Source organism: Pseudomonas sp. BSw22131 (assembly GCF_026810445.1).
Lineage (GTDB): Bacteria > Pseudomonadota > Gammaproteobacteria > Pseudomonadales > Pseudomonadaceae > Aquipseudomonas > Aquipseudomonas huanghezhanensis.
Window position 1 is genome coordinate 2,324,270 of sequence record NZ_CP113949.1, and the last position, 16,019, is coordinate 2,340,288.

The following is a 16,019-nucleotide window of genomic DNA, read 5'->3' on the forward strand; positions in this document are numbered from 1 at the left end:
AAACCAGTGAATTATCAGTTTTTCTGACAGGTGCAAACAGATTGCCGAGGCGGCGGCCGGGTTACGACTTCAACCAAATCCAGCCACCAGTGATCCGCTGCGTGGCAGAAAGCGGCCTTGGCGTTCGCCTTGCGGTTGGCCGTCTGTGTAACTCAAATGCCCATTGACCCACACGGCGTCGATCCCTTCGGCGGGGCGCTGCGGCGCGGTGAACTCGGCAACGTCGCGCACGGTCTGCGGATCGAACAGCACCAGATCCGCCCAGTAGCCTTCACGGATGAACCCGCGCTCATGCAAGCCGAAGCGCGAAGCCGTCAGCCCGGTCATCTTGTGAACGGCGGTGTGCAGCGGGAATAACCGCTTGTCACGACTGTAATGCCCCAACACTCGAGGAAACGCCCCCCATAACCGTGGGTGCGGAAACGGATCCTCGGGCAAGCCGTCGGAGCCAATCATCGACAGCGGATGCTGGAGGATGCGCTGCACGTCCGCCTCGTTCATGCCGTAGTACACCGCGCCCGCTGGCTGCAGCATTCGGGCGGCGTCCATCAGCGAAACGTCCCAGCCAGCGGCAATCTCCTTCAGATCGCGGCCACCTTGATCGGGGTGCTGCGTGGACCAGGTGATGGTGATACGGAACGCGTCAGTCACCTGTTTCAGATCCAGCGTCGAGGAGCTCGCCGCATAGGGATAGCAGTCACAACCCACCGGATGATCAAGGGCAGCCGCTTCCAGCTTCGCCAGCAATTGCGGGCTACGGCCCCAGTTACCGGCACCGGCGCATTTGAGGTGCGAAATCACCACAGGGGACTTTGAGTGGCGGCCAATGGCAAACGCCTCATCCATCGCCTCCAGCACCGGTTCGAACTCACTGCGCAAATGCGTGGTGTACACCGCGCCGAATGCCGTCAATTCCTCCGCCAGTTGTTTGATCTCATCGGTGTCTGCCGAAAAAGCCGACGCATACGCCAGACCGGTGGACAGGCCCAGCGCGCCTGATACCAGGCTCTCGCGCAGTTGCTGGCGCATGGCACTGATCTCGTCAGGCAACGCTGTGCGAAACAGATCGTTCAGATGGTTGCTGCGTAGCGCCGTGTGGCCAACCAGCGCGGCGACGTTTACCGCCGGGCGAGCATTGTCCACGGCAGCCACGTAATCACTGAAGCGCGGGTACGAAAACGCTTCAGCCGGGCCCAGCAAGTTCATTGGGTCGGGTGGGGCGGCGGCCAGCGTCACGGGGGACGCGCTGATGCCGCAATTGCCAACGATCACGGTCGTCACACCCTGGGTAATCTTGGGCAGCATCTGCGGTTTGCGGATCACCACCGTGTCGTCGTGGGTGTGAACATCAATGAAGCCTGGCGCCAACACGCGCCCGGCTGCATTGAATTCTTCGCTGGCCGAAACGCCGTCCAGATGGCCGATGCGCTGAATGCGGCCATCGCGAATGGCCACGTCGGCACGAAATTCTGGCGTATCGCTGCCGTCGATCACCCTCGCATCGCGAATGATCAGGTCGTAAAGCATGGTCAGTCTCCGAGCGGCAGGCCGTCTGCGGCGCCGCGATAATCATCCAGCGCCAGCTTGATCCGGCGTAAGCGCTCCTGATTGTCCTCGGGGGCATTGAGCGCCAGTTCCGTGGCGAGCACGTCGATGGTCAGCAGCATGCCGTAGCGCGCTGCGGTGGGTTTGTAGATGAAGTTGGTTTCGGCAATCTGCAGTGGCAACACCACATCAGCCAGTTGGCTCAGGGGGGAGTCGGGCAGGGTGATGGCGAGGATTTTGCTGCCATAACTGCGCGCCAGCGTGATGGCGTCCAGCAGTTCGGGGGTGAGCCCGCTGAGCGAGCAGGCGATGATCACCTGGTCGGGGCCGAGTGTCGCGGCGATCAGGCGCATCATCACCGGGTCGCGGCTGGCGGCAATCGGGTAGCCGAGGCGTACCAGCCGGGTTTGCAGTTCTTCGCTGCACAGGCTGGAGCAGCCGCCCATGCCGAACGCGTGGACCATTTTCGCCTGCACCAGCAAGGTCACTGCCGCTGCGAAGCGCTCTTCCTCGAAGCCCGCCAGATGCTGACGCAGGGTCGATTCGATGTCGCCGACGATCTGCGTGAAAAAAGCCGATTGTTCCGGTGCGGGGTCCGGCGTCAGAAAGCGGCTGCCGACGCCGCTGGCCTGGGCCAGTTGCAGGCGCAGGTCGCGCAAGTCACGGCAACCGATGCTGCGCGCAAAACGCGACAACGTGGCGCTGCTGACTTCGGCGCGCGCAGCGAGTTCGTCAAGGCTGGCGCTGGCGGCGAAGGCCACGTTATCGAGTATCAGCCTGGCGACCCGGCCTTCGCCCGCGCTGAAAGACGCTTGTCGCGCACGTATCTGGTAAAGAATGTCCACTCAGAGCACCTGTGCCAGGCCGAGCGTGAGGGCAAAGGCGATGACGGAAATCAACGTTTCCAGCACCGTCCAGGTTTTGAAAGTCTGCGCCACGGTCATGTTGAAGTACTCCTTGATAAGCCAGAAACCGCCGTCATTGACGTGGGAAAAGATCACCGACCCCGCGCCGGTCGCCAGCACCAGCAACTCGGGATGCGGATAGCCCAGACCCAACGCCACAGGCGCGACAATGCCGGAAGCGGTGGTCATTGCCACTGTTGCCGAGCCGGTCGCCAGCACCCACCAGCAGGGTGATGCTGGCCGTTGGCGCGAGGCATTCGTTGGTGAATTTGAGGATCGAATCGCGGTTGAAGCCCTGCGCGATGCCCAAGGTCCAGAAGCTTAACAATGTCGCCAGCAGCAGCGCGATCACCGAGTTGCCGATGAACAGCAAAAAGCTGTTTAAGCCGCTGCCCGGTACGCGGATCAGGTTGGCCCAGCCGCCCAGTAGCATCAGCAACACAGGCAGCAGAATGGTTGCCATGGTCAGGCCAAAGCTGGGCAGTGTCTGGCGCGGTTCCCGGTCCAGAAACTGCCTGGCCAACGGATTGTCGGCGGCGAGGTGGATACGCGGCACGATGAAATTGGCGTAGAGCGGTCCCGCGATGATTGCCGTCGGGATGCCCACCAGAATCGCGTAGAACAATGTTTGCCCAACCGATGCCTGATAGGCCTGCACTGCCAACATGGCGGCGGGGTGCGGCGGCGCTAGCGCATGCACCACCGAAAGACCCGCCACCATAGGCAGACCGACCATCAGGATCGACACCCCGACCCGACGCGGCACGGTAAAAGCGATCGGCACCAGCAGCACGAATCCGACCTCGAAGAACAGCGGCAAGCCCACCAGAAACGCAATGCAGACCATCGCCCAGTGCGCATTCTTCTCGCCAAATTTATCGATCAGCGTGCGCGCCACCTGCTCGGCGCCACCAGACTCGGCCATCATTTTGCCGAGCATGGTGCCCAGCGCTACCACCAGTGCAATGTGCCCGAGGGTCTTGCCGACCCCGGCTTCATAAGAGCAGCCGACAATGCTGCTGGCAGCCATCCCGCGCAAGATCCCTCCTACGGGCGATGGTTGCCTCATGCAGGAAGCTAGCTTGCGGTGAATCGCTCACGATAGGCCTGAGGTGTGACCGATACGGCGCGCATAAAGCTGCGACGCAGGGTTTCTTCTGTGCCGAAGCCGCAGCGGTCGGCGATGCGCTTGATCGGTAACGCGCTGTCGCCCAGCAGGCGCCGCGCCGCTTCGACACGCAATTGCTCGATGGCGCGGGCCGGAGTGTTGCCGGTGTGCGCCCGGTAATGGCGAACGAAGCTGCGCTCGCTCATGCCGACGTGCTCGGCGAGGGTCGCGACTGAAAGCTCATTGGCCAGATTGTCGAGAATCCAGGCGTGGAGGTCGGCGAAACGGCTGTCGGTGTTGCGCGTCGATTGCTGCATCGACAGTGCGGTACTGAATTGCGACTGGCCGCCAGGGCGCTTTAAAAACACCACCAGATCCTGAGCGACCGCCAGCGCGATGTTGCGCCCCAGATCAGCTTCGACCAGAGCCAGGGCCAGATCGATGCCGGCGGTTACACCGGCCGAGGTCCAGAGTGTGCCTTCGTTGATAAAGATCGGATCGGGATCGACCTGCACTTTGGGAAACCGCTGCGCGAGCGTCTCGCAACTGTCCCAGTGAGTGGCCACGCGATGCCCGTCCAGCAAACCTGCCTGCGCCAGCAGGAACGCGCCGGTGCACACGGACGCCAAACGCCGCGCCGAGGCTGCCTGTTGACGCACCCAATCCACCAGTTGTTCGTCCTCGAGGGCTTGGTGAACGCCGCGTCCACCGGCAACGATCAGCGTATCGGAGGCCTCTTCAGGCAAAGGGAACGTCTGCAGGCCAAGTCCGGCCCACGACATCACGCTGCCGGGCTGGCGGGCGATCACCGTTGGCGAATAGGGCGCCGCGCCGCCCAGATTGACGGCTTGTTCGTTGGCCGAGGCGAACACTTGCAGCGGTCCGGCGACGTCCAGCAACTGCACATCGGGGAAGGCGAGTATATGAATGGCTTTGGGTGGTTTAGGCATGGGCAACCTGTCAAGCGGCACTTGGCGTAAATGGTGGGCTTTATGGCGTAGCCGCCAAAGCTTAGCGGGCTAGAGTGCTTTCGTCCATTTGAGGCGCTGATGACGCTACTGCGCAGAGCTGTGCAGCGCCCCGATCTGATTCACTTAACCTGGAGCACCTTTTTATGACCCTCAATATCGGCATTCTGATGTTCCCCAAGGTGCAGCAGCTGGACCTGACCGGCCCATTCGATGTCTTCGCGACCGCGCCCGGTGTCACCGTGCACCTTGTGTGGAAGGCCCTTGAACCCGTCATGTCCAGCACCGGGTTGTTGATGATGCCCACCCGGACCTTTCAATCGTGTCCGCCGCTGGATGTTATCTGCGTGCCAGGCGGCGTCGGCATCGATGCGTTGATGGAAGACGCCGAGACGCTGGATTTCCTCAACTACCAGGCGAAACACGCCAGGTACGTGACGTCTGTGTGCACCGGCGCTTTGGTATTGGGCGCTGCAGGTTTATTGAAAGGCCGGCGGGCAACCACTCACTGGGCCTCCCATGACCTGCTGGAAAGCTTTGGCGCTATCCCGATCAAGGAGCGTGTGGTGCGTGACGGCAATCTGATGACGGGCGGCGGCGTGACGGCGGGTATCGACTTTGCCCTGACGTTACTGGGCGAGCTGTTCGGCGAAGAAAAAGCACAACTGGTTCAGTTGCAGCTGGAATACGCGCCCGCGCCACCGTTCGATTCAGGTCGCCCGGACACTGCATCCGCCGAGGTTTTGGCGACAGCCTCCGAGCGTGCAGCGCCAGGGCTGGCGGCGCGTCGGCAGATCGTTGAACGCGTGGTCGCCAGCCAGGTTGAATCGCCAGTAACGGCTTAGTTCGTTCCGTTTGATTGCGTCCAAGGCGGCAGGCGTTAGCGTGCTGACGCTCTGCCGCAAGTCGACAGCTTTATCAGCGTTTCAGTTAGATGTTCTGCGCACTTCATAACAGCAGAGAAACAGGTCCAGCGCCGATTCCACGACCGAGGCCTGTTTCTCAGCCGTCAGCAACGGCTCGTTCAGGGTGACTTGCGGCCAGAACGCGAACGCCTTGAGCAGGGCGTGGATCTGATGCGCTGCGAAACCCGGCTCCACTTCGTTCAAACGACCATCCTGCTGCGCGCCCCGAACCCAGACAGTGAACGACTCTTCGCGCTGGTTCAGGCGATTGACCCATGTTTGCGCGCGGTCCGGGGAATGGATCGTCGCGCCAATGGCCACTCGCGCCAGGTCGATGAAATTGCTGTTGCTCAGGGTCTTCATCTTGGCCTTGAGCATCTCGCGCAATTGTTCGCGCAAACCGACTTCCGGCTTGTAGGACGCGTCTGGCTGATCAGTGGCATTGACCCAAAGTCGCTGCAGGATTTCTGCAAATAGCTCTTCTTTACTGGGGAAATGGTTGTAGACCGTGCGTTTGGAGACCTCCGCGCGCGCCGCAATGCGATCCATGCTGGTGACCTCGAAACCGCTGTCGCGGAACTCGGCAATGGCGGCCAGCACAATGGATTCTCGTTTTCGGTCGGTCAGGCGCAAAGGGACAGTCATCGGTTTCGCTTCAAGAAAATTACACTGGGCAGTTTACTTGCGATTGCGATTGATGCAAGCTTGAAACTACACTGTGTAGTGTAAAGGCCTGTTACAACTTCTCGCTTAATTCTTGCCGCCAGATGCAACATCCTGCAAAGCATTAGCTCCTGCACACCCTCCAACCGCTTCACTGGAGTCAGCACCCATGGCCTTGACCGAAAACCACGATGACATGACCTCGTTGCCTGTTTTGTCCCGGCACGAAGGGCGCTACAGCAACCACAAACCGATGAACCGTTCCGGCTTCTTCAAGACTATGCGGATTTTCTGGAATGCCATGGTCAACAAGCCTCGCCACACGCGTCCTGCCGGGGAAATACCGGTCCAGCCGCTGTCCCGCCAGCAATTGCTGGCAGCGCCGAACAACACGGTCTACCGACTGGGGCATTCGACTGTTTTGCTCAAAATGCGTGACGCGTATTTTTTGACTGATCCGGTATTCGCCGAGCGAGCCTCGCCCGTTCAATGGGCCGGGCCGCAGCGTTTTCACCTGCCCCCGATCAGCCTTGAGGACTTGCCGCCGCTCAAGGCGGTAATTCTGTCCCACAATCACTACGACCACCTGGACCACATGACCATTCAGGTGCTCAAGGACAAAACCGAGCACTTCATTGCGCCCATTGGTGTCGGCGACACGCTGATCGAGTGGGGTGTGGCAGCAGAAAAAGTCCAGCAGTTGAACTGGTGGCAATCCACCGACATTCACGGGATTCAATTTGTCGCCACGCCTGCGCAGCACTTTTCCGGGCGCTCCCTGCGTGACGGCAATCAAACGCTTTGGGCGTCGTGGGTGATGATCAACGATCAACAGCGGATTTTCTTCAGCGGCGATACTGGCTATCACAGCGGCTTCAAAGTCATTGGTGAGCACTACGGCCCGTTTGATCTGACGCTGATGGAAACCGGTGCCTACAACGTCGATTGGCCGGACGTGCACATGCAGCCGGAGGAAACGTTGCAGGCGCATCTCGATTTGCGCGGCAAATGGATGTTGCCGATCCACAACGGCACGTTCGACCTGGCCATGCACGCCTGGCACGAACCGTTCGACCGCATCCTAGGATTGGCATGGGAGCGCAGCGTGTCGATCACTACGCCGCAGATGGGCCAGCCGTTCTACGTGGATTACCCGCACCGGGGAGAGGCGTGGTGGACCACAGTGGAGAGCGTCGATGAAGACGAAGGCGCACCTGAAATCGTCCCGGGCCACAAACGTGGCTGCCTGAGCGCAGATTCCTCGCATCAGGTTCATAACCGGGGCTGATCAGCACACTGCCAGAAGCAATTGCCTGCACTAGCCGCCGCTCCCCTGTTGGGGGAAAGCGGCAGTGGCAAACGCTACTCGTGGTTTGCTGGATCGGTTTCGTCGTCGGGATCATCGGGCGACCGGGGCCTGGGGTGCTCACCCTGCTCGTTGAGTTGCTTGTGCTTGTCGCCGACCTTTCCCGCGTTCTCCGCAGTGTGATTGAGGTCTTCGCGTTCCGATTCCTGAGTCATGTCTTATCCTCGGCTTTATTGCCTGTGGGTTGCCCGACTTACGACGCCATCGCCGTGATCAGCATCAGCGCCTCATTCACGAACAGGGGTTGTTTCATGCGCTCGGCCAACATGGCCATTTCGCGCTCTCGCTTGCAAGCCACTGCGGCGACTACCACGCCTTGGCGACACATCAAGGCGAGAAACTCGAAAGTCTCAGGTTCACCCAGATAAACGATGTCATCCCACTTGTCGGCATGGCCCAGATAGTCGACGCGCTTATCAAAGTGCAGCGTCCAGAAATAAGGCACATCCGTATAGCGCTCGTCCGCGCCAAGCATGTTGCTTGCGGCGATTCGAGCCTGTTGCTGAGCCACCCGCCAGTGTTCAATCCGCACAGGGCTGTCAGCCAGCGGGAACGTGGCAATGTCCCCGGCGGCCCATACGTTGTCGGTCACGCGCATTGCGCCGTCGACCTTGAGTGAGCCGTCCTTTTCCAGGGTCACGCCATCGATAAATTGCGTGGCCGGGTCTACGCCAATGCCGATGAGCGCGAGATCCACCGGCATTTTTTCACCGCTGCTCAGCACGGCATGGGCGAGAGCGCTGCCGGCGGTATCACCTTCGAAACGGCTGACTTCAACGTGCGTTCGGAAGACCACACCGTGCTCCTCGTGCAAGGCGCGAATCGCACGCCCGATGCGCTCGCCAAACGGTGCGGCAAAGGGCGTTTCGTGCCGGGCCAGGACGGTGACTTCAACCTGATTTTTGCGCAGTGCCGAGGCCGCTTCCAGTCCGATAAAACTGTCGCCGACGATCAGCACATGAGTGCCGGGCCTCGCCGCGTCGAGAATGTGTCTGGCGTCGTCCCTGTGGCGCAGTGTCAGCACCTGTGGCAGCTGCGCGCCGATTAATGGTAGCGCCCGAGGTTCGCCACCGGTGGTGATCAGTGCGGCGTCGTAATCGAAGCGGCGGCCGTCGGCAATGAACAGCCGCCGGTTGGTGACGTCGAGTTTCATCACCTCGCCCCAGATCCGTTCGATGCGGTGCTCGGTATAAAAGTGCTCCTCGCGTAAATCGGGTGTCTGCTCCGGGGGCATTTCAGCGGCCAATACCGCTTTGCTTAATGCTGTGCGGTCGTAGCCCGGATGCTCTTCCCGATCGATCAGGAGTACTTGGCCGTTAAAGCCCTTCTCGCGCAGCGCAGCCGCAGCTGCCGTACCCGCTGCACCTGCGCCGATGATCACGAAGCAGCGCGCGTCTTTCTCAAGCGTCGGCGTGGGCCGGGCAATGGGCTGGTCGTCCACTTGAACGTGGCCGTCAACCACGTGTGCCGGATATTGGAGCAGAGCGTCCAGTGCCGGCGGTTCACACAGGCGGCCGTCGTCTACGGCAAATTGTGCCTTGTGCCACGGGCAGATCAACTGCCCGTTGCACACCGCGCCATCGGCCAGCGGTGCACCCGCGTGGGGGCAGTCGCCCTGAAAGGCGCGAACCTCGTTGCCCACCCGAATCAAGACGATATTTTTCTCGCCCAGCTTTACCTCAATCCCACGGTCTTCATGCAACTCAGCCAGTTCAGCGACTCGATGTAATGGCATATCAATATCCTTATCAGCTTTCTAGTGTGAGTCGGGAGCTGATGGACAGGTTCAGTGAAAGTAGTGGACGGTAGGTTGAACCATCAGCGCACCAATCCCAATCGCTCGTGCCAGTCGGCAATGGATTCCTCGGGGTAATGATCGAATTGCTGGTCGTTCGGACCGGCCTGGACTTCCACCCAAGATGCTTTGGAGTCGAGCAGCAGGTGCGTGTGCTCGGGCGGTGTCGGCAGGGGCGTGTCGATGGCCGACGCAAAGGGGTGAATAAGCTCAGGCCACTCTGGACTGAACAGCCAGAGCGCGCTGGCGCAGTGCTTGCAGAAATGGCGTTCGGCGCTGCTGAGGTGGACAGGCTGATCGCCGTCTCGCATTTTCGCGTGGTAGATCGAGATGCTCGATTTCCCTTTGACCTTGAGGGTGGCGGCATCGCCGCCGAGGTTGATCGCGTAGCCGCCACCGCCTTGGGTCTTGCGGCAGATGGAGCAGTAGCAGCGTTGATAAGGATACGGGTGGACGCTGGTCAGGCTGAACTCCACCTCACCGCAATGGCAGGAACCTTCGAGATGCATGGGATCGTCTCCGTTATAGGCTGAGAAGTTACCTCTCGATATCTAGACCACGTGCTGTCGGGATCTGCGCATTTTTTTGCGATGCTCACTCAGACGGGCGTTGGGAGCGGCTGCGAGTGCTGTCGCGACAGACAATGGTCTACCGTCGCTTCACCGATCACTTGCCTGCAACTGTCCCGGCTTGCATGATTCGCCATGACTAATAATAGATGGCGGGCCGAACCTGCCGAACAGATAGGTGAAAAGCAATGGATCACGTGAATCGCGGTTTCAGCAGCTGGCTTGGCGCACCGGGGCACAAGGCCTGGCTGGCGCACGAAGGCGACCGGTTACTGGCGTTTGCCAAAGCGGCCCGCCTGCCTCAGGGCTTCGGCAACCTCGATGACCAAGGCCGTTTGCCTGCCGACGCTGTCGCCGAAACCATGAACACCGCACGCATGACCCACAGTTTTGCCATGGCCCACATCAACGGCCTGCCGGGATTTGCAGCGTTGGTCGATCATGGCGTTGCGGCGCTGGCGGGCCCGCTGCGTGATGCAGAGCATGGCGGCTGGTTCGCCAAACCGCTGGAGCACAGCACCGACACGGGCAAGGCCGCCTACCTGCACGCATTCGTTGCGCTGGCCGCCAGCTCTGCCGTTGTCGCCAGACGCCCCGGCGCCCAGACGCTGCTCGAACAGGCTATCCACGTGATCAAGCAGCATTTCTGGAGCGAAGAAGAGGGCGCCATGCGCGAGTCCTTCGCCCGGGACTGGAGCGGCGAAGAAGCCTATCGCGGCGCCAACAGCAACATGCACAGCACCGAAGCCTTTCTGGCGCTGGCCGACGTGACCGGCGACGCCCAATGGCTGGACCGCGCGCTGCACATCGTGGACCGGGTGATTCATCAGCACGCCGCTGTTAATAATCATCAGGTGATCGAGCACTTCGATCCGCAGTGGCAGGCGGTCCTGGAGTACAACCACGACAAGCCTGATGACGCATTCCGCCCTTACGGCACGACGCCGGGCCATGCATTCGAATGGTCGCGCCTTGTGCTCCACCTCGAAGCCGCGCGGCATAAAGCCAAATTGTCGAGCCCGTCCTGGCTGCTCGCAGATGCGCGGGGTTTGTTCGAGAACGCCTGCCGGTATGGCTGGAACGTCGATGGCGCTCCGGGCATCGTCTACACCCTGGACTGGGAAAACCGCCCAGTGGTGCGCCATCGTCTGCACTGGACCCATGCCGAAGCGGCCGCCGCATCGGCTGCGTTGTTGCAGCGCACTGGCGAGGAGCAGTACGAAACCTGGTATCGGGTGTTCTGGGAGTTCAACGAAACGTTGTTCATCGACCGCGAACAGGGAAGCTGGCGCCACGAGCTGAACCCGCAAAACCAGCCAAGTGCAGATATCTGGCCGGGCAAGCCGGACCTCTATCACGCCTATCAGGCGACCCTCCTGCCGATGTTGCCGCTGGCGCAAAGCCTGGCAACGGCGTTGGCGCGCTTGTCATGATCAGGCTGGCTGACTTCATCAACGACATTAAACGTTCACCGCTGTCACCGTGGTCAGCGCTGAACCCTTGGGAGCTGGTCGCGCAGGCGCCCGAGGTAGTGCTTGAGCTGCTCAAGGCACTCTCGCCGGATGATTACGAAATCCGCGGCGACGTTGCCGTTCACAAGAGCACAATTGTGGAGCAGGGCGCCGTCCTCAAAGGCCCGTTGATCCTGGGTCCACGCTGCTTCGTCGCTGCAGGTGCTTATCTGCGCGGCGGTTGCTGGGTGGACGAAGGTTGCACGTTCGGGCCGGGCGCTGAGCTCAAGACATCAATCGTGTTCGCGGGGACCAAGCTTGCACACTTCAATTTTGTCGGCGACTCGGTGTTGGGCACGGGCGTTAACCTGGAAGCAGGCAGCATCGTCTGCAACTACCGAAACGAACGCGACGACAAACACGTGCAGGTGAGGATTGATAACCGACTGATAGCCACTGGCTGCGACAAGTTCGGGGCATTGATAGGCGACCAGTCACGCATCGGCGCTAACGCCGTGCTGGCCCCCGGCGCGCTTTTGACGCCCGGCTCTGTGGTGCGCCGCGGCGCCTTGTTCGATGCTGAAGTCGGCGAATTGAACACGGTGCCTGCTACCCCGCACGCTGAATAAGCGAACTCATTGGCGAGGTGCCCTCAGGCTGTTGACGATCTGGGCCACGACCGCTTCAATCCATCTCCAACTCAATCCACGTCGGTGCATGGTCGCTGGCGTGGGAGAGATCCCTTACCCAGCGGTCCACTCCGGCGTTGACGAGCCTGGGCGCCAGATCGGCACTCAACAGCAGATGATCGATGCGCACGCCGGAGTCAGTTTTCCAGTGATTACGAAAGTAATCCCAGAAGGTATAAATGCGCTCATCCGGGAAGTGAGCCCGCAGTGCATCGGTCCAGCCCTGATCGAGCAGACGCTGAAAGCAGGCACGGCTTTCGGGCTGGAGCAATGCATCCTTTAGCCATGAGCGGGTGTTGTAAATGTCTAGATCGGTGGGGATGACGTTGTAGTCACCGGCAAGAACCACCGGGTGCGTGCTCTTGAACAACGTGTCGGCGTGCGCGATCAGGTGTTCGAACCAGGCCAGTTTGTAGTCGAACTTGGGGCCCGGCTGGGGATTGCCATTGGGCAGATACAGACAGCCGACGATGACGCCTTGCACCGCCGCTTCCAGATAGCGGCTGTGACTGTCCTTTTCATTGCCCGGCAAACCCCTGCGTATCTCCAGCGGGTCCATGTCCCTTGCCAGAATCGCCACGCCATTCCACGAAGATTGCCCATGCCAGATTGCCCCGTAGCCCGCTTTCTGGATGGCCGCAGCAGGGAAGGCCGCATCCACCGCTTTCAGTTCCTGAAGACAGACGACGTCAGGCGCCTCTGTCTCCAGCCATTCCAGCAGGATAGGAAGGCGGGCGCGGATACCGTTGATATTGAATGTGGCGATTTTCAGACTGTTCACGGGTGCGGCCTCGCGCGCGGGTTTCAGCATTCGAGGACGTGGTGATACATAAGATTCAACACGAATGCGACTGAAGGCACAGTCGGCAGGAGCTCGACAGTAATGGCGCCGGATTAAAACCGTCGCCTGAGTCTCACCAAAACCCTCAGGCCATCCGCGCCGTTACACGGATTACCTGACGGGCGATGAAGGCGCCGGTCACGATCACCCCGAACAGACGCAGTGTCTGCATCGCCAGGACGAAGCCGACATCCGAGTGAGTATCGATGGCGATGATCGCCATCGCGTCCAGGCCGCCAGGGCTGGTCGCCAGGTACACCGACAGGAAATCCTTGCCCATCATGTCTGCAATCACATAAGCCGACAGGGCACACAGAAGGATCAGCAACAGAGACCCGAAGATCATTGCCGGCAGGCGCCGCCAAACGTAGTTGATCGTTACCCGGTCAAAGCGCAGGCCGATGTAGCTGCCGATTGCGCCATAGGCCACGGCCAGCAGCCACGGCGGTATCGTGATCTGCATCAAACCGCTGAGTTGCAGCGCGCCACCCAAAACCAGCGGCACCAACAGTGCACCGGCCGGTAATTTTGATCCCAGCGTGACACCGACCACGATCACCATCAGGCTTAAACCGAGGTTCACAAGGTTCAGGCTCTGCACCGTCGCCACTGCGGTGTGGACCTCCGTGCCGCCACCTTCAACCCCGAGCAACCGGCTCACCAACGCCCCGACCATCACCACGCACACAACCCGCACGTACTGCATGGTGGCGACCACTCGCGAATCAGCGCCGTAGTCCTCGGACATCGAAACCATCGCCGACGCTGCGCCGGGTGAAGTGCCCCAGGCGGCCGTGCTGCCTTGAATGCCGCCCCAACGCACCAGGCCAATGCCAACCAGCGCACTCAGCGCCACCGTCAATACCGTCGCGAACACCATGACATGCCAGGAGTGCAGGGCGGTCAGCAGCACGGCCATGGTCATGGAATGCGCGACGAGCACGCCGACCGCTCCTTGGCCCAGGCGAAAGACGTGTTTGTTCAGACGGATCGATGCACCGCTGATACCAAAGCCGATCGCCACCAGCATCGGACCGAGAAACAGGGCGGCAGGGACCTCGAAATATTTGAAGAGTTGACCGGCGGCGCCAGCCATGACGATCAGCAGGCACCATTGAAGCAGCGAAGGCAGGCTTTCCAGCGACAATGAGGCGGGGCGCGACAATGAGGATCTCCAGAGCATGGGGTCTCCCTTGTGAGGCTGTTCCCTTTGGGGGGATGGTGTAGGGTCTTTTGGCGAGATCAGTATCGACAGTACAATTGATCAAGTCTATTTTATAATAATCATGAATTGATAACTTTGGTTGATATATGGACCTGCGCGATCTCACCTATTTTGAAACCATTGCCGAGCTGGGCCACTTGGGCCGCGCTGCCGAGAAGCTCAACCGTAGCCAGCCGGCGCTGACCAAAAGCATTCAGCGTCTGGAAGAGTCGTTTGGCACCAAGCTGTTCCAGCGAGACGGGCGTCGGATCAAACTGACCCCGGTGGGCGAACTGCTTCAGGCCAGGGGCAAAGTACTGCAACAAAGCATTGCCCAGACCCAACGTGAAGTCCGTGACTTTGCCAGCGGCGCACTGGGCAACATCCGCCTGGGCTGCGCAGCGACCATGGCTGAATACCTGCTGCCGGAACTGACCAACGCGCTGCTCAAGCGGGCACCGGAACTGACGCTCAAACTGGTGATCGGCCAGGACGACATGCTCTTGGAGCAACTGCGATCCGGGCAGCTGGACATGATTATTTGCCCGCAGCGCCTGGACGACGATGAGTTCATCGGTCACCCGATCCTCACGGATCAGGCGGTGGTGATAGCCAGTCGCGACCATCCGGTTTTCAAGGCACCGTTTCAGATGGCCGATTTGTGCCAGTACCGCTGGGTGTTGCCTCCGGTCGGTGTTTCTTCACGTAAATGGGTGGACGAGGCGTTTGCGGCGAACGGCCTGCCGTTGCCAGTGGTGCAGGTGGAGGCAAACTCCATTTCGCTGCTGCCGCGTTTGATTGCGCAGACCCGCTTGTTGAGCTTTATCGCCCGGGAAACCCTTGAGTACGGGAAAAACATGCAGCACCTGCGCGAGGTGCCCCTGGATCAAACGACGATGACCCGGACCATTTGCGTGAGTGTCCGGCGTGCGGGTTACCTCTCGCCAGCGGCGCATGCGATGGTGCAGATGCTGCGTGACAGCAACGGCGAGTTTTTCCGGTGGACCTGACGCCGGGGTTCATTTCCATACACGCCTTGCGTTAGCCTGCGGGTCACGTTCAACCGCCTTATTTGTTGGAGAGCACCCATGTACCCAGAGCACATTCAGCAAGACACCCCGCTGTGGCAACACCCACTGCCGACGTTCGCTCAGCAAGACGACAGTGAAGACGACTCCCACTTCGGCGGCGATCAATCACCCCTCAATGACGCCGATGCCGATGAAGACAGCGATCCGGAAGGCGAGCTGGACCTCACCGATCTCGGGCTGGATGAATTTGGCGATGCCGACAAACTCGATATCGGCTCGGCGTCATTGCGCTGAACACTCGCGTCGGGTTTGCGGCTCCGGCCTGTAGGTACGATCCCTCATGGCCGCCCCGATAAATACTTCGCCAGCGACTCCACCCCCACCTCGGCGCTGGTGCTGCTCCCAGCCCACGTGCACGCGAGCATCAGATTGCGCGGCAGGTCGAAATCTTCGACCAGATAACCCTGTTGATCAAATCCACCGGCGTCATGGGGGATCATTTCGCGCAGCGTGCCGCCCGATTCGAAGTACGCCCACACCGGTTTGCCCAGCGCAACTGCCATGCCTACTTCAAAGGCCGTTCCAGAGTCGGGCTCCTGGCCGCGGAAAAAGTTGAGGTTGGCCAGGACGGCGTCGCAGCGCCTGATCATCGCGACGTTGGCCGTGCAGATCAGCGCAGCGGTGCCTTGTGGGTTGGAAGCAGGGGTTATTTCGTTATCAATAGGATAAAGGCCCTCGAGTCCATGGGCCTCACACAGCGCTTTCAGGTAACGGCCGTGCTCGATGGCGTCTGCTCGAAACACGTCGAAGCCGGCCAGATAAATGCGCGGTAACGGGGTGTGTGTCATGTCGAATTCTCAATGGGGTGGCGTGTACGGATTCTAACGCCGGACGAACGCGCCGTTGATCGGTAGATGCGTCCGGCGCTGTAGGAAAGGGCTGGAATCTGTACGGATAACCAGTATCCTGACGCCTTTCC

General features: G+C 60.5%; 16 protein-coding genes and 1 pseudogene. 6 read left to right on the forward strand and 11 right to left on the reverse strand.

The annotated features are described in order from the left end of the window. Positions 1 to 69 precede the first annotated feature (69 nt). The 4 genes and pseudogenes from OYW20_RS10460 to OYW20_RS10475 form a co-directional block, all read right to left on the reverse strand. On the reverse strand, positions 70 to 1,527 hold the full coding sequence (locus tag OYW20_RS10460; RefSeq protein ID WP_268800609.1) for an N-acyl-D-amino-acid deacylase family protein: 1,458 nt from the start codon (positions 1,525 to 1,527) through the stop codon (positions 70 to 72). Positions 1,528 to 1,529: 2 nt separating this feature from the next. Next, entirely contained in the window at positions 1,530 to 2,390 is an 861-nt protein-coding gene (locus OYW20_RS10465) for a MurR/RpiR family transcriptional regulator (protein ID WP_268800610.1), read from the reverse strand. Then, positions 2,391 to 3,492 (reverse strand): annotated as a pseudogene (locus tag OYW20_RS10470) (GntT/GntP/DsdX family permease); the annotation flags it as partial. It lies immediately after the preceding gene. Between the two features lie 35 nt (positions 3,493 to 3,527). Then, positions 3,528 to 4,508 carry a GlxA family transcriptional regulator gene (locus OYW20_RS10475; RefSeq protein ID WP_268800611.1) on the reverse strand — a complete coding sequence of 327 codons (981 nt, stop codon included), beginning with the start codon at positions 4,506 to 4,508 and terminating at the stop codon, positions 3,528 to 3,530. A 164-nt stretch (positions 4,509 to 4,672) separates the two neighbouring features. Here OYW20_RS10475 and OYW20_RS10480 point away from each other — a divergent pair, with 164 nt between their 5' ends. Beyond that, positions 4,673 to 5,371 carry a DJ-1/PfpI family protein gene (locus tag OYW20_RS10480; protein ID WP_268800612.1) on the forward strand — a complete coding sequence of 233 codons (699 nt, stop codon included), beginning with the start codon at positions 4,673 to 4,675 and terminating at the stop codon, positions 5,369 to 5,371. Between the two features lie 81 nt (positions 5,372 to 5,452). On the opposite strand, the gene OYW20_RS10485 is transcribed toward OYW20_RS10480, so the two are convergent. Then, positions 5,453 to 6,076 carry a TetR/AcrR family transcriptional regulator gene (locus OYW20_RS10485; RefSeq protein ID WP_268800613.1) on the reverse strand — a complete coding sequence of 208 codons (624 nt, stop codon included), beginning with the start codon at positions 6,074 to 6,076 and terminating at the stop codon, positions 5,453 to 5,455. A gap of 187 nt (positions 6,077 to 6,263) precedes the next feature. Here OYW20_RS10485 and OYW20_RS10490 point away from each other — a divergent pair, with 187 nt between their 5' ends. Further along, positions 6,264 to 7,382: an MBL fold metallo-hydrolase gene (locus OYW20_RS10490; RefSeq protein WP_268800614.1), complete on the forward strand. Its 1,119-nt coding sequence runs from the start codon at positions 6,264 to 6,266 to the stop codon at positions 7,380 to 7,382. Between the two features lie 74 nt (positions 7,383 to 7,456). Here OYW20_RS10490 and OYW20_RS10495 read toward each other — a convergent pair whose 3' ends face one another. From OYW20_RS10495 to OYW20_RS10505, 3 genes are all read right to left on the reverse strand, one after another. Beyond that, complete coding sequence (locus OYW20_RS10495; RefSeq protein ID WP_268800615.1) at positions 7,457 to 7,615, reverse strand: hypothetical protein; 159 nt, start codon at positions 7,613 to 7,615, stop codon at positions 7,457 to 7,459. Between the two features lie 38 nt (positions 7,616 to 7,653). Continuing rightward, on the reverse strand, positions 7,654 to 9,195 hold the full coding sequence (locus tag OYW20_RS10500; RefSeq protein WP_268800616.1) for an FAD-dependent oxidoreductase: 1,542 nt from the start codon (positions 9,193 to 9,195) through the stop codon (positions 7,654 to 7,656). 83 nt (positions 9,196 to 9,278) lie between these two features. Next, complete coding sequence (locus tag OYW20_RS10505; protein ID WP_268800617.1) at positions 9,279 to 9,764, reverse strand: GFA family protein; 486 nt, start codon at positions 9,762 to 9,764, stop codon at positions 9,279 to 9,281. Between the two features lie 248 nt (positions 9,765 to 10,012). Here OYW20_RS10505 and OYW20_RS10510 point away from each other — a divergent pair, with 248 nt between their 5' ends. Together OYW20_RS10510 and OYW20_RS10515 are read left to right on the forward strand one after the other, a co-directional pair. After that, positions 10,013 to 11,257 carry a D-mannose isomerase gene (locus OYW20_RS10510; protein WP_268800618.1) on the forward strand — a complete coding sequence of 415 codons (1,245 nt, stop codon included), beginning with the start codon at positions 10,013 to 10,015 and terminating at the stop codon, positions 11,255 to 11,257. Continuing rightward, positions 11,254 to 11,904: an LbetaH domain-containing protein gene (locus OYW20_RS10515; protein WP_268800619.1), complete on the forward strand. Its 651-nt coding sequence runs from the start codon at positions 11,254 to 11,256 to the stop codon at positions 11,902 to 11,904. Before OYW20_RS10510 ends, OYW20_RS10515 begins: the two co-directional genes overlap by 4 nt. A 55-nt stretch (positions 11,905 to 11,959) precedes the next feature. On the opposite strand, the gene OYW20_RS10520 is transcribed toward OYW20_RS10515, so the two are convergent. After that, positions 11,960 to 12,745, reverse strand: a complete 786-nt coding sequence (locus tag OYW20_RS10520) for an exodeoxyribonuclease III (RefSeq protein ID WP_268800620.1) — start codon at positions 12,743 to 12,745, stop codon at positions 11,960 to 11,962. A 145-nt stretch (positions 12,746 to 12,890) separates the two neighbouring features. Next, positions 12,891 to 13,988: an AbrB family transcriptional regulator gene (locus tag OYW20_RS10525; protein WP_268800621.1), complete on the reverse strand. Its 1,098-nt coding sequence runs from the start codon at positions 13,986 to 13,988 to the stop codon at positions 12,891 to 12,893. A 128-nt stretch (positions 13,989 to 14,116) separates the two neighbouring features. Between OYW20_RS10525 and OYW20_RS10530 the strand changes: the two genes are divergently transcribed. Together OYW20_RS10530 and OYW20_RS10535 are read left to right on the forward strand one after the other, a co-directional pair. Continuing rightward, the gene (locus OYW20_RS10530) at positions 14,117 to 15,019 is read left to right on the forward strand and encodes a LysR substrate-binding domain-containing protein (RefSeq protein ID WP_268800622.1); all 903 of its coding nucleotides are present in this window, start codon (positions 14,117 to 14,119) and stop codon (positions 15,017 to 15,019) included. A gap of 78 nt (positions 15,020 to 15,097) precedes the next feature. After that, positions 15,098 to 15,334 carry a hypothetical protein gene (locus tag OYW20_RS10535; RefSeq protein ID WP_268800623.1) on the forward strand — a complete coding sequence of 79 codons (237 nt, stop codon included), beginning with the start codon at positions 15,098 to 15,100 and terminating at the stop codon, positions 15,332 to 15,334. Positions 15,335 to 15,378: 44 nt separating this feature from the next. On the opposite strand, the gene OYW20_RS10540 is transcribed toward OYW20_RS10535, so the two are convergent. Further along, the gene (locus tag OYW20_RS10540; protein WP_268800624.1) at positions 15,379 to 15,888 is read right to left on the reverse strand and encodes a nucleoside 2-deoxyribosyltransferase; all 510 of its coding nucleotides are present in this window, start codon (positions 15,886 to 15,888) and stop codon (positions 15,379 to 15,381) included. Between the last annotated feature and the right edge of the window lie 131 nt (positions 15,889 to 16,019).

Excerpts from the sequence above, each read along its gene's own strand:
- OYW20_RS10505 (WP_268800617.1), bottom strand. The coding sequence starts at position 9,764 with ATGCATCTCGAAGGTTCCTGCCATTGCGGTGAGGTGGAGTTCAGCCTG.
- OYW20_RS10530 (WP_268800622.1), top strand. The coding sequence starts at position 14,117 with ATGGACCTGCGCGATCTCACCTATTTTGAAACCATTGCCGAGCTGGGC.
- OYW20_RS10495 (WP_268800615.1), bottom strand. The coding sequence starts at position 7,615 with ATGACTCAGGAATCGGAACGCGAAGACCTCAATCACACTGCGGAGAAC.
- OYW20_RS10535 (WP_268800623.1), top strand. The coding sequence starts at position 15,098 with ATGTACCCAGAGCACATTCAGCAAGACACCCCGCTGTGGCAACACCCA.
- OYW20_RS10475 (WP_268800611.1), bottom strand. The coding sequence starts at position 4,508 with ATGCCTAAACCACCCAAAGCCATTCATATACTCGCCTTCCCCGATGTG.
- OYW20_RS10540 (WP_268800624.1), bottom strand. The coding sequence starts at position 15,888 with ATGACACACACCCCGTTACCGCGCATTTATCTGGCCGGCTTCGACGTG.
- OYW20_RS10510 (WP_268800618.1), top strand. The coding sequence starts at position 10,013 with ATGGATCACGTGAATCGCGGTTTCAGCAGCTGGCTTGGCGCACCGGGG.
- OYW20_RS10515 (WP_268800619.1), top strand. The coding sequence starts at position 11,254 with ATGATCAGGCTGGCTGACTTCATCAACGACATTAAACGTTCACCGCTG.
- OYW20_RS10480 (WP_268800612.1), top strand. The coding sequence starts at position 4,673 with ATGACCCTCAATATCGGCATTCTGATGTTCCCCAAGGTGCAGCAGCTG.
- OYW20_RS10500 (WP_268800616.1), bottom strand. The coding sequence starts at position 9,195 with ATGCCATTACATCGAGTCGCTGAACTGGCTGAGTTGCATGAAGACCGT.
- OYW20_RS10525 (WP_268800621.1), bottom strand. The coding sequence starts at position 13,988 with ATGCTCTGGAGATCCTCATTGTCGCGCCCCGCCTCATTGTCGCTGGAA.
- OYW20_RS10485 (WP_268800613.1), bottom strand. The coding sequence starts at position 6,076 with ATGACTGTCCCTTTGCGCCTGACCGACCGAAAACGAGAATCCATTGTG.
- OYW20_RS10490 (WP_268800614.1), top strand. The coding sequence starts at position 6,264 with ATGGCCTTGACCGAAAACCACGATGACATGACCTCGTTGCCTGTTTTG.
- OYW20_RS10460 (WP_268800609.1), bottom strand. The coding sequence starts at position 1,527 with ATGCTTTACGACCTGATCATTCGCGATGCGAGGGTGATCGACGGCAGC.